This is a genomic window from Marinomonas ostreistagni, assembly GCF_016888445.1.
Taxonomy (GTDB): domain Bacteria; phylum Pseudomonadota; class Gammaproteobacteria; order Pseudomonadales; family Marinomonadaceae; genus Marinomonas; species Marinomonas ostreistagni.
In genome coordinates, this window is sequence record NZ_JAFEKF010000001.1 from 461,611 (window position 1) to 473,724 (window position 12,114).

Annotated in this window: 14 protein-coding genes and 1 riboswitch; of the genes, 11 read left to right on the plus strand and 3 right to left on the minus strand. The window is 50.2% G+C overall.

Features of this window, described 5'->3' with window-relative positions:
* The first annotated feature begins 8 nt into the window (after positions 1 to 8).
* The 7 genes from rplM (at position 9) to JQX58_RS02165 (ending at position 4,852) form a co-directional block, all read left to right on the plus strand.
* The gene (gene rplM / locus JQX58_RS02135) at positions 9 to 437 is read left to right on the plus strand and encodes a 50S ribosomal protein L13 (protein ID WP_204145168.1); all 429 of its coding nucleotides are present in this window, start codon (positions 9 to 11) and stop codon (positions 435 to 437) included.
* A gap of 15 nt (positions 438 to 452) precedes the next feature.
* Positions 453 to 845, plus strand: coding sequence for a 30S ribosomal protein S9 (gene rpsI, locus JQX58_RS02140; RefSeq protein ID WP_204145169.1), 393 nt, complete (start codon positions 453 to 455; stop codon positions 843 to 845).
* Between the two features lie 199 nt (positions 846 to 1,044).
* The gene (gene petA, locus JQX58_RS02145) at positions 1,045 to 1,641 is read left to right on the plus strand and encodes a ubiquinol-cytochrome c reductase iron-sulfur subunit (protein WP_204145170.1); all 597 of its coding nucleotides are present in this window, start codon (positions 1,045 to 1,047) and stop codon (positions 1,639 to 1,641) included.
* Positions 1,641 to 2,876 carry a cytochrome b gene (locus JQX58_RS02150; RefSeq protein WP_204145171.1) on the plus strand — a complete coding sequence of 412 codons (1,236 nt, stop codon included), beginning with the start codon at positions 1,641 to 1,643 and terminating at the stop codon, positions 2,874 to 2,876. The genes petA and JQX58_RS02150 overlap by 1 nt, the downstream gene beginning before the upstream one ends.
* A 2-nt stretch (positions 2,877 to 2,878) precedes the next feature.
* Positions 2,879 to 3,661, plus strand: a complete 783-nt coding sequence (locus JQX58_RS02155; RefSeq protein ID WP_204145172.1) for a cytochrome c1 — start codon at positions 2,879 to 2,881, stop codon at positions 3,659 to 3,661.
* Positions 3,662 to 3,771: 110 nt separating this feature from the next.
* A complete protein-coding gene (locus JQX58_RS02160; RefSeq protein ID WP_204145173.1) occupies positions 3,772 to 4,404 on the plus strand; it encodes a glutathione S-transferase N-terminal domain-containing protein in 633 nt (210 codons plus the stop codon).
* Positions 4,405 to 4,462: 58 nt separating this feature from the next.
* Positions 4,463 to 4,852, plus strand: a complete 390-nt coding sequence (locus tag JQX58_RS02165; RefSeq protein ID WP_204145174.1) for a ClpXP protease specificity-enhancing factor — start codon at positions 4,463 to 4,465, stop codon at positions 4,850 to 4,852.
* A gap of 2 nt (positions 4,853 to 4,854) precedes the next feature.
* Here JQX58_RS02165 and JQX58_RS02170 read toward each other — a convergent pair whose 3' ends face one another.
* Genes JQX58_RS02170 through JQX58_RS02180 form a run of 3 tightly spaced genes read right to left on the minus strand, consistent with a single transcriptional unit; the run spans position 4,855 to position 7,541 of the window.
* A complete protein-coding gene (locus JQX58_RS02170; RefSeq protein WP_204145175.1) occupies positions 4,855 to 5,448 on the minus strand; it encodes an SIS domain-containing protein in 594 nt (197 codons plus the stop codon).
* A 13-nt stretch (positions 5,449 to 5,461) separates the two neighbouring features.
* Positions 5,462 to 5,830, minus strand: a complete 369-nt coding sequence (locus tag JQX58_RS02175; protein WP_204145176.1) for a YraN family protein — start codon at positions 5,828 to 5,830, stop codon at positions 5,462 to 5,464.
* Positions 5,793 to 7,541, minus strand: a complete 1,749-nt coding sequence (locus JQX58_RS02180; protein ID WP_204145177.1) for a penicillin-binding protein activator — start codon at positions 7,539 to 7,541, stop codon at positions 5,793 to 5,795. The genes JQX58_RS02175 and JQX58_RS02180 overlap by 38 nt, the downstream gene beginning before the upstream one ends.
* A gap of 116 nt (positions 7,542 to 7,657) precedes the next feature.
* On the opposite strand from JQX58_RS02180, the gene rsmI reads away from it, so the two are divergent.
* The 4 genes from rsmI (at position 7,658) to thiS (ending at position 12,114) form a co-directional block, all read left to right on the plus strand.
* A complete protein-coding gene (rsmI, locus tag JQX58_RS02185) occupies positions 7,658 to 8,512 on the plus strand; it encodes a 16S rRNA (cytidine(1402)-2'-O)-methyltransferase (RefSeq protein WP_204145178.1) in 855 nt (284 codons plus the stop codon).
* A gap of 62 nt (positions 8,513 to 8,574) precedes the next feature.
* Positions 8,575 to 8,679, plus strand: a riboswitch (TPP riboswitch).
* Positions 8,680 to 8,822: 143 nt separating this feature from the next.
* The gene (thiC, locus tag JQX58_RS02190) at positions 8,823 to 10,799 is read left to right on the plus strand and encodes a phosphomethylpyrimidine synthase ThiC (protein WP_204145179.1); all 1,977 of its coding nucleotides are present in this window, start codon (positions 8,823 to 8,825) and stop codon (positions 10,797 to 10,799) included.
* Entirely contained in the window at positions 10,800 to 11,936 is a 1,137-nt protein-coding gene (thiE, locus tag JQX58_RS02195) for a thiamine phosphate synthase (RefSeq protein WP_204145180.1), read from the plus strand. It begins immediately after the preceding gene.
* Positions 11,917 to 12,114, plus strand: a complete 198-nt coding sequence (thiS, locus tag JQX58_RS02200; RefSeq protein ID WP_204145181.1) for a sulfur carrier protein ThiS — start codon at positions 11,917 to 11,919, stop codon at positions 12,112 to 12,114. Before thiE ends, thiS begins: the two co-directional genes overlap by 20 nt.

Here is a 12,114-nt window from a genome sequence, read left to right on the forward strand (position 1 = left end):
GTTTTTTAATGAAAACTTTTACTGCAAAACCTGCTGAAGTACGCCGCGACTGGTTCGTGGTAGATGCTGAAGGCAAGACTCTTGGTCGTTTGGCTACAGAAATTGCTCGCCGCCTACGTGGTAAGCATAAAGCAGAATACACTCCTCACGTTGACACTGGTGATTACATCGTTGTTATCAACGCTGAGAAAGTTCGTGTTACAGGTAACAAAACCTCTGACAAGAACTACTACCGTCACACTGGTTACCCAGGTGGCCTACGTTCTATGAGCTTCGAGAAGCTGATTGATCACGCTCCAGAGCGCGTTCTTGAAATCGCTGTTAAAGGCATGTTGCCAAAAGGTCCTCTAGGCCGTGCAATGCACAAGAAAATGAAAGTGTATGCTGGTACTGAGCATCCACATGCAGCACAACAGCCACAAGAACTTAACATCTAATACGGGAAGGTCAATATGTCAGCTACTCAATACTACGGAACAGGTCGTCGTAAAACGTCTACTGCTCGTGTATTCCTAAAAGCGGGTTCTGGTAACCTAGTTATCAACAACCGTTCTCTAGAGCAATACTTCGGTCGTGAAACTTCTTGCATGGTTGTTCGTCAGCCTCTAGAACTAGTTGAAGCAACTGAAAAATTCGACGTATACGTTACTGTTGCTGGTGGTGGTATCTCTGGTCAAGCAGGTGCTGTCCGTCACGGTATTACTCGTGCGCTAATTCAATACGATGAAACTCTACGTCGTACTCTACGTTCTGCTGGTTACGTTACTCGTGACTCTCGTCAGGTTGAACGTAAGAAAGTTGGTCTACGCAAAGCACGTCGTCGTCCACAGTTCTCTAAGCGTTAATTTTATCGCTTTTACGATTCTTCAAAACGCCTGCATTCGCAGGCGTTTTTTTATGTCTTAAATCAGTGTTTTGTGACTGTGCAAGAAAGTTGCCTTGCCCCCCAAATCCCTTTCCCATAACATCCTTTAAAGTATTCAAATCCTTACGTTTTATAAGGTTTTGAGCTTGGTGACATTAAATTGGTGGGAGAGAACCATAATGAGTCAAAGCGGCGTAAATAAAGGCCGTCGTCGGTTCCTGATTGGAGCAACCAGCGCCATCGGCGCAGTTGGGGCGGTCGGTATCGCGACCCCTTTTGTTGCCTCCTGGAACCCAAGTGCCAAAGCAAAAGCAGCCGGGGCACCTGTAAAGGCCGATATTAGTAAATTAGAGAAAGGTCAGCAGATGATCGTCGAGTGGCGTGGACAGCCAGTCTGGATCGTCAAGCGTTCAGAGCAAAACCTTGCTGATCTTTCCAAGTTGACTGACAAACTTGCCGACCCTACATCCTCGGTCGAGCAGCAGCCAGAGTATGCACAAAACGAATACCGCTCGATCAAGCCAGAGATTGCGGTATTGCTAGGGATTTGTACCCACCTTGGATGTTCACCGACGTACCGCCCAGAAGTGGCGCCTGATGACTTGGGGCCAGAATGGTTAGGTGGTTTCAACTGTCCATGTCACGGTTCTCGTTTCGATTTGGCTGGACGCGTTTATAAAGGCGTACCAGCGCCGACTAACTTGGTGGTACCACCATACAACTTCATCAGCGATGAAGTGATTGAGGTGGGTGTGGATGCCGGGGGTAATGCATAATGTCTGGTCAAAATAAATTAATGGCTTGGATCGATGATCGCCTACCGGTGACGCAAGCCTTTGAAAAACACATGAGCAAGTACTACGCACCGAAAAACTTCAATGTGCTGTACATCTTCGGTGTGTTGTCGCTATTGGTGTTGGTAAACCAGCTGCTGACCGGTATCTGGCTAACCATGAGTTACAACCCTTCAGCAGAGGGCGCCTTTGCCTCAGTCGAATACATCATGCGTGATGTGGAATACGGTTGGCTGATTCGCTACTTGCACTCTACAGGCGCATCAGCGTTCTTCGTGGTGGTATATCTGCACATGTTCCGCGGTCTGCTATATGGCTCTTACCAGAAGCCACGTGAGCTGGTGTGGTTGTTTGGTATGGCGATCTATCTAGCCTTGATGGCCGAGGCATTCATGGGCTACTTGCTTCCATGGGGGCAAATGTCTTACTGGGGGGCGCAGGTAATCATCTCATTGTTCAGTGCCATCCCTGTTATCGGTCCAGATCTTGCGCAATGGGTGCGCGGTGACTACTTGATCTCAGGTATCACGTTAAACCGTTTCTTCTCATTGCACGTGATTGCTTTGCCACTCGTGTTGGTGGCCTTGGTCGTGCTGCACTTGTTGGCGCTGCACCATGTGGGTTCTAACAACCCGAAAGGCGTTGATATCAAGAAGCATAAAGATGAAAACGGCGTGCCACTAGACGGTATTCCTTTCCACCCGTTTTACACCACGCACGACTTAGTCGGTATTGCGGTGTTCTTGTTTGTCTTCTGTACGGTGGTGTTCTTCTTCCCTGAAATGGGTGGTTACTTCCTGGAGAAGCCGAACTTTGAAGCGGCGAACCCGCTGAAAACCCCTGAGCACATTGCGCCTGTGTGGTACTTCACGCCATTCTACGCCATCTTACGTGCGGTCACTTACCCACTGTTTGGTTTAGATGCCAAGTTCTGGGGTGTGGTGGCGATGGGCGGTGCGATCGCGATCTTGTTTGTCTTGCCTTGGTTGGACCGTAGTCCGGTAAAAGCGATGCGCTACAAAGGTTGGATGAGTAAAGTGGCTTTGGTGCTGTTTTGTATCAGCTTCGTGGTGCTGGGTGTGTTGGGTGTGCTGCCGTCAACTGAGGCACGTACGACCATGGCGCAAATCGCCTCGGTAGTGTACTTCCTGTACTTCATCTTGATGCCATTCTACACCAAGTGGGAAAGCACTAAACCGGTACCAGAGAGGGTCTAACCATGAAAAAGATGTTTGCAACGGTGGCGTTGGTGTTTGCATCAACGATGACTTTCGCGGCGGGTGGTGCCAACGTTCATTTAGAGCACATGAGCCCAGACTTAGACGATAAAGCGTCTTTGCAGCGCGGTCTGCAGGTGTACACCAACTACTGTGCTGGCTGTCACGAAATGAAGTACGCGCGCTATGAGCGTGCGGCCAATGACTTGGGTATTCCCCATGATCTGTTTGAGCAAAACCTTTTGCCAGCGGATAAAAAAATCGGTGAGTTGATGACCAACTCGATGAATGCGGACGATGCGGCGCAGTGGTTTGGTGCAACGCCTCCAGATCTTACGCTAGAAGCGCGTCTGCGTGGGCCTGATTGGGTTTATACCTATCTTAAGTCATTCTATGAAGACGAAAGCCGCCCTTGGGGTGTCAACAATACTGTGTTCCCAAGTGTGGGCATGCCGAATGTGTTAGAGCATCTGCAAGGTGTGCGTCATATGACGTGTGCTCAAGCGCCTGCATTGGATGAGCACGGTAAGCCAAAATTTGATACACTAACCGGTGATGTTCTAACAGAAGAGCAATGTAATGTCGTGGTACAGAAAACCGCAGGGCAATTGAGCGAAGAGGAATTCGACCAATTAGCCTACGATGTTACAAATTTCTTAGTATATGTTGCAGAACCTAGCCGCCAAGAGGCTGAATCATTAGGGATAAAAGTGTTACTATTCATTGTTCTGTTTGGTATCTTTGCATATCTTCTGAATAAAGAATTCTGGCGCGAAATTCACTGATGTGATCGCATCGCCAAAAATGTCCCTCTGATCAGAGGGACATTTACAAATTAGTTTGTTAAGTTAACCCCTTCATGGGGTTTTCGTTGTTTATTGAATAGGGGTTATACATGGGTGTTATTGCAAAGCGCTCTTCCATGACGTTCTTCTCTGACGGAGAAGATCACTACAGCCACCGTGTCCGTATCGTGTTGGCTGAAAAAGCGGTAACCGTAGATATTATTGATGTTGATCCTTTCAACAAGCCAGAGGAATTGGCGGATATTAACCCTTACAACGAGCTACCGGCCCTAGTGGACCGCGACCTTGTTTTGTATGAACCAAATGTCATGATGGAATACTTGGATGAGCGTTTTCCTCATCCGCCGTTGCTACCAGTTTACCCTGTAGCACGTGCCGAAAGCCGTCTGTACATGTACCGTATCCAACGCGACTGGGCCAGCCTAGTTGATACGATTCTTTCTAGCAAAGATCGTGAAGCGGTTGAAACAGCTCAAAAAGAATTGCGTGAGAGCCTAATCAGCGTGTCACCAATTTTCGAAGAAAAGCCTTACTTCATGAGTGAAGAATTCACCATCGTAGACTGCTGCCTAGCGCCAATCTTGTGGCGTCTGCCAGTACTGGGTGTGAATATCGAGAAGTCGCAAGCAAAAGGCTTATACAAGTACATGGATCTTGTCTTTAACCGTGAATCGTTTAAAGAAAGCCTGTCAGAAGCTGAGCAAGAGATGCGTCTCGACTAAGTTGAGTGTGTAATGAAAAAGGGGCGGATTCGCCCCTTTTTGTTTTTAGGAGTAGCGTATGATTCCAAAGCGTTCATATTTATTAAATGCTACCTACGAGTGGATAGCAGATAATACGATGACTCCGTACCTATTGGTGGATGCGGATTATCCTGGTGCCGTGGTGCCACGTGAGTTTGTTAATGATGGTCAGATCGTGCTGAATATCAGCATGAGTGCAGTCAAGCATCTGCATATTGATAAAGAAGGGGTGTCGTTTGAGGCCCGCTTTAGCGGCAAGCCGATGCAAGTATTTGTCCCTATGGGGGCTGCTGTCGCACTTTATGCCAAAGAAAATAACGATGGTTTGGTGTTCCCACCAGAAGACTTTGACGCGCTGGATCCAGAGCCAGAACCAACGCCACCAGAGCCGCCACAAAAAGGCTTCACCCTTAAAGTCGTGAAATAGCCTTAGTCGTCATAACCAAACAGCTGTCGTTCAAGCAAATCTACCAAGGTATGAACGACGGTTGTTTGCACTTCTTGTACCCGTGCCGTCCCGGTTAGATTGATCTTGATTTGTGTGTCATCACGTGAGGTCAGCGAAGACACGTTTTTAGCATCCGGCGTGGTCAGCAGCACAATGTACATTTTGCGCTCGTGGGCCGCTTGAATCGCCTGAATGATAGGCGAGGTATTGCCTTTATTAGCTACTACAAACAGCACATCACCTGGGTTGCCGATGGCAGTAATCTGCTTAGAAAATACATCGTGGTAGCTGTCATTGTGGGTGATCGAGAGTAGGGCATTGCCGTTACTGGTCAAGGATACCGCCGGTAAGCCTGGGCGTTCACGATCCATGCGATCCATTAGCAAAGTGCTAAAGTACTGCGAAATATAAGAGCCAGTGCCGTTACCGATGGCCACGACCTTGCCGCCGTTAGCGATGCTGTTAAACATCACTTTGGCCGCGTGCTCGATGTGCGCTGGCAGAGATTCAAGCGCGTACTGTTGTGATTCAAAGCTTTGCGCGAATTGGGTATAGATTGCTTCTTGTAAGTCCATAAATTACTGCTTCTTAAACGGCGGCCAGCCAGGTGATATTGTCGGCTCGTAAACGCCCATCGATGGCGACGACGTCAATTTGAAACTGGCTGTTTGCTAAATTGTTTTTCATTAACCAATATTGCGCTGTTTTTAAGCAGCGCTGGTATTTGTAATGGGTAACGCTTTCGCTGGCGCTACCGCGTGAGCTATTGGCGCGGTAGCGTACTTCGACAAATACATAGGTATGGCCGCTGCGCATAATGAGATCAATTTCTCCGACCTTGGAATTGAAATTGCGCTCCAGCAGTACATAGCCTTGTTGCGTTAAAAAATGCTCCGCTATCCGTTCGGCGGCGTCCCCGTTAGTTTTCTTGATGTTTGAAGTAATCTTCCTTGGCATCGATAAGCACTCCTTGCTTATAGGTAACGATATTAGGTCGACGGTTAAAGATGCCATCACCATCCAAGGTGAGGATCCCTGTCTTAGCCGAGACTTTTGCCGATTGTACATGGGTAAACAGCATCAAACGCTTGGCGATAAGGTAGCTGTCATTGCCCATCGCATCCAAGCGTTGTAGCAAAAATGGCGTATTCGTTTGCTCTTGATCGGCATTGGTGATCGCGGGAATTTCGCTGAACACAATGCGCTCAATGTCTTCTTCTTTAGTGTTCGGGCTTGGCGTACGATCGTGGATCGTTGGTGCGGCCAGCATCGGGATGTCTTCAGCAAAGTAGAAGTCCAGTAGTGGACGAATCTGCTTAGCATCGTCTAGCTTGCCGATGTAGTACACATAATCAAGGTCTTGGCGCGCACGGGGCGTCGACTCGACCGATTGCTTGGTCCAGCGACGAATTTGCTGAATTCGCGCTTCACTTTCGTCCACTTGCAAAAGCTTTTTCACCGTCTGCTGGCGACCATTGGGTGTGTCTTCGTAAGAGAGTGTGGTCAGCACGGGCAACTCTTGCTCTTGGGCAATGAAGTTAAACTGATCGCTTTGGCGCGCCGCCCAAGTGGTTTGCAGTGCCAACACTGCCGCGTTGCTGGCGCCTTCCTGTTTGGCAAAACTCATCAACTCGCGAATGTCGTCGCGCACATTGAGTGAGAAGTGGTAAAGGTTATCGACTACGCGATTGGTCTCAAGCTGGTTTAGGGCAATGGTTGGTACGTCTTCCACCAAGTTGCCTAGGCGAGCCACGTTTTGTTTGCGCAACGGACCTACGATCGTCTCGGCATCACTGTCTAGAGCGGCTTGATAAGCGTCGGCAAAATCCGTGTACTGATCGGTGTCGATCACATGCAAAGCAGGGCGTTGAGATTCTGCGTTGGCATAGTAAGACTTCAACATGCCATTTAAGATGGCTTCCGACGCGGGCTTAAGCTCCTTGCTCATCGGTAGTAAAACCGCGATCGAGTTAGGCTCTTGCTCTTTGAGCGTCGACATCACTTGAAAATCCAGCGGTGCGTTGATCGCGGCTGGATGGGATGGATTGTCACTGCGCCAACGCTCGTAGGCACTGACTTGCTGTTCTACCGTCAGATCTTGGCGGCGTAAGATGTTACTTATGTTGAGCCAGCCACGAATCAGCGGTAAATCGCTTTGCTGTAAATCGCTGACTTCGTTATCGGTCAGGTTTTGGATCGCCAGCCATAGCTTTTGTTGGTTCTCTAGTTGCTGGGCTTTGGGCAGGATTAAGCTCAGGTTCGAGCGATCACGCACGGCACGGGTCCAGTTGTCTAGCGCGCCCATGACATCAGCACGAGTGTTTAACAAGGCGATGTGGTATTGCGGGCGTTCGGCGATCGGCATACGTTCAGCTTGCTTGAGCGCATCAAGGGCTACATTAGACTGATCCAACGCTACGGCGGTCTGTGCCACTAACAAGAGCCCATCAAACTGCCCAGCAAAGTCGATACCCACCACATGCGACTGCAAAATATCAAAGGCTTGTTGGTATTGCTCATCTGCGGTTAAAGCTTGCGCCGCGGTCAAATAGAAGGGCGCTGCCAGCTCAGGTGTTGGCTGCTGTTGCGCTCGCTTAAGAGCGACTTCATAAGAACCAACGTCTTGCGCCTCATTCATCACTGCATTGTTGCCAGTTTGAGTGGGCAAATTGGTCTCAATGCTGCCACAACCAATTAAAGACAATGTGACGAGGGAAAGTGGTATGATACGGGATCTAAACAAACTCATATGCTCGCAATACCTAAGCCGAAAAAAGAGGAATCATGTTAACACAGTCTGATAATGATGTGAGAGGAACCTTCTACATAGTCGCCACCCCAATCGGCAATCTAGAGGATTTTACCGATCGAGCCAAGCAAACTTTGCACGATGTTGACTATATTGCCGCAGAAGACACTCGTCACAGTAAACGTCTGCTAAATCACTTCGGCATAGGTACCAAGCTGTTTGCACTGCACGACCACAATGAGCGCGATAAAGCCAGCTACATCGACTCCCTGCTCAATGAAGGTAAAAATGTGGCTTTGATCTCAGATGCGGGCACGCCATTGATCTCAGACCCTGGCTACCATGTGGTGAGCTTTTTGCGCCAACAAGGCCATCGTATTGTGCCCGTACCAGGTGCATCGGCACTGATTACCGCGTTATGTGCCTCGGGCTTACCGACTGACCGTTTTAGCTTTGTTGGCTTTTTGCCTGCCAAAAGCAAATCGCGCCGTGATGAAATGTCGAGCTGGGCGCCCAGTCTTGGCACTGTCGTGTTTTACGAATCGACCCACCGCATTTTAGATTGTCTGGCGGATCTTGAAGCCGTTTGGGGCGAGCAGGTGCAAGTGGCGCTAGCTCGTGAATTGACCAAAACCTTTGAGACCTTTTTATCTGGCTCAGTAGCCGAGATTCGTCAGATTTTAGCCGACGATAGCAACCAAACCCGTGGTGAATTCGTCATGATGGTGTCATTGCCTGCCGCCGAAGAAGACAACACAGAAGCGTTAAAAGTGCTAAAAGTGTTGCTCAAAGAGCTGCCAGTCAAACAAGCCGCTGCACTCGCCGCAGAGATCACCGGCGAGAAGAAAAACGCCTTGTACAAACAAGCGCTGGCCATGAACGAAGCGTAACACCGCCTAAAAAGTGTCGCGTTTGGGGAGTTTACAGTCACACCTAAACGCGTATACTGATACGCAACTTGTCGGAGTGCCTTAATTGGCTGAGATCGCATTTTAATGCGGGATCCGCAGAACCTGATCAGGCTAGTACCTGCGAAGGGAACAAGAAAGCATCATTTCTTTTCTGCTGAATAAGCGTGGTTTAACCACTTGGAATCTAGGAATACCTAGCCAAAGTGCGCCAAACCGCCACACGTGCGTGGAAGCACGTGACCTCCTGACAAGCATATTTTCCAAATACAAACATCATGGAAATCTGCTAATGTCGACAACACCGTTAAAACCGAATAAAAAAACACGCGAAAAAGCCCGTCTCGAAGCCAAGGCCTTTATCGAATCCTTACAGGCCACACCGTATCCATCGTCTGAGCGTATCTACGTGCAAGGCTCTGATGCATCGATCCAAGTGCCTATGCGTCAAATCAACCTAAGCGACACGCCGATTGGCTCCGACCCAGACAACCTGACGTTTGAACCCAACGAGCCGATCTATGTTTACGACACCGCGGGCCCTTACGCTGACCCTGAAGCAAACATCGACGTGCATGTAGGCTTAAAGCCAATGCGCCAGCAGTGGATCGAAGGCCGCCAAGATACCGAAGTATTAGATGGCGTCAGCTCCAACTTCGCTCAAGAGCGCCTAGCGAACGAAGAGCTGAACGAACTGCGTTTCCAGCATTTGCCAAGCGTACGTAAAGCCAAACACGGCCAATGCGTGACACAGATGCATTACGCTCGCCAAGGCATTATCACACCAGAGATGGAATACATCGCCATCCGTGAAAACCAAAACCTGCAAGCGATCAAATCTGAGCTACTGCTAAAACAGCACCCTGGCCACAGCTTCGGTGCCAATATCCAAACCGAAATCACGCCAGAGTTCGTGCGTAAAGAAGTCGCCGAAGGCCGTGCCATCATTCCAGCCAACGTCAACCACCCAGAGTCTGAACCAATGATCATCGGCCGTAACTTCTTGGTGAAGGTCAACGCTAACATCGGTAACTCAGCGCTAACGTCTTCCATCGAAGAAGAAGTTGAGAAGCTGGTTTGGTCAACACGCTGGGGCGCGGACACCGTGATGGATTTATCGACTGGCAAAAACATCCACGAAACCCGCGAATGGATCTTGCGCAACTCACCGATCCCAATTGGCACTGTACCGATTTACCAAGCGCTGGAAAAAGTGGACGGCGTGGCCGAAGACCTTAACTGGGACGTGTTCCGCGATACGCTGATCGAACAAGCCGAGCAGGGCGTGGATTACTTCACTATCCACTGTGGCGTCCTATTGCGCTACGTGCCGATGACGGCGAAGCGTCTAACGGGCATTGTCTCTCGCGGTGGCTCGATCATGGCCAAATGGTGTCTAGCGCACCACCAAGAAAACTTCCTCTACACGCGCTTTAAAGAAATCTGTGAGATCTGTGCCGCGTACGACGTGTCTTTGTCACTGGGTGACGGCCTGCGCCCTGGCTCGATTATGGATGCCAACGACGAAGCGCAACTATCTGAACTGCGCACGCTGGGTGAATTGACCAAGATCGCTTGGGACTACGATGTGCAGGTGATGATCGAAGGCCCAGGCCACGTGCCAATGCAGCTGATCAAAGAAAATATGGATCTGCAATTAGACCACTGTCACGAAGCGCCGTTTTACACCTTAGGGCCATTGACTCAAGACATTGCCCCAGGCTACGACCACTTCACCTCTGGCATCGGTGCGGCGCAAATCGGTTGGTACGGCTGTGCCATGCTGTGTTACGTGACACCTAAAGAGCACTTAGGTCTGCCGAATAAAGAAGACGTTAAGCAAGGTCTGATCACCTACAAGATCGCCGCGCACGCAGCGGACTTGGCCAAAGGGCACCCAGGCGCCCAAGTACGCGACAATGCTTTGTCTAAAGCGCGCTTTGAATTCCGTTGGGAAGATCAATTTAACCTATCACTGGATCCGCAAACTGCTCGTGCTTACCACGATGAAACCTTGCCACAAGCCTCTGGCAAAGTGGCGCATTTCTGCTCTATGTGCGGCCCGAAATTCTGTTCGATGAAGATCACTCAAGAGGTGCGTGACTACGCGGCAGGTCTTGAGAAGATTGAAACCGTGGATGTCACCGCGGAAGAAGGCATGCAAAAAATGTCCGAGCAGTTCAAGGAGCTGGGCAGCGATGTCTACCTAACGACCGATAAACTGTCGGGCGACCAGCACGCTGAAGACGCATTAGAGAGCGAGCACTAAATGGCCACAACAGATCTTAAACACATCGGCCTCACCGAGGCTGGGTTTAAAGCGTCTGTTATCGATCACACTCGACACCTTGGGTGTCGAGTGGGTCACGCCAAGACAGACAGCGCCCGCATCGAGCCGACAGCGCAAGGCGTAACGCTTCATACCCAGAATGAAACGTGGCACTTTGTTAACACTCTTGCTAGCGACAATTCAGCGTATCAAGCCTGCTGCCAAGGCAATCAAGTCACGGTTCAGCTGCCAGATCAGCGCATCGCAAAGTTCGAAGCGCCTAAGCTGCTTAAGATCAATCGTAATGATCTGGCCGTGGCGTTGGCGTGCTTTATCGAGCAAGGCTATGAGCATCTGGATGCGATGACCTTGGCGCTGGCGTGGCTGACGCAACAAGCACGCGCCGCAGGCGCTGGCTGGCCAGAAGATCGCACTTGGTTTCCGCGTACAAACTTTGTAGATGATCATGTGATGGCCGACGACGCAGCCTTTAGCCCGATCCGCAAAGAGCTATTTACCCTCTATCCAGTGGTCGATACCGTCGAGTGGTTGGCACTGGTGCTAGAGCAGGGCGTGACCACGGCTCAGCTACGCATTAAAGATGCGAGCGACAAGGACCTAAGGAATAAGGTGCAACAGGCCATCGCTTTGGGCGAGCAACATGGCGCCCAAGTATTCATCAACGACTACTGGCAGCTTGCCATCGAGCTTGGCGCTTATGGTGTGCATCTTGGTCAAGAAGACATCGAAGTAGCGGACTTGAGTGCGATCCAGCAAGCCGGTCTGCGTCTTGGCATTAGCACCCATGGTTACTTTGAAATCATGCGCGCTTTTAACCTCAAACCAAGCTACATCGCCCTTGGCCATATCTTTCCGACCGTCACTAAAGACATGCCTTCGCAACCGCAAGGTCTGACGCGTCTGGGGCAATATGTCGAGCTGATTCATGGCGCTTACCCAACCGTTGCCATCGGCGGCATCAATGCCGAGCGTTTACCTAAGGTCAAAGCCACAGGGGTTGACTCGATTGCGCTGGTCACTGCCATCACTCGTGCCGACGACCCAGCAATCGCCACGCAAGACTTGTTGCGTGCCGTCACCGAAACAGGAGACGCCGATGCAGCTCTATGTGAATGACGAAGTGCTCAACACAGAACACACGCGCCTAGCCGATCTGATTTCTGAAATCGTGCCCGCCGAACAGCGAGTCGCCGTGGCGATCAACCAACAAGTGGTGCCGCGCAGCCTATGGACGGAGCGCATCCTATGCGACAACGATCGTATCGATATTTTTGAATCCATTGCCGGAGGTTAA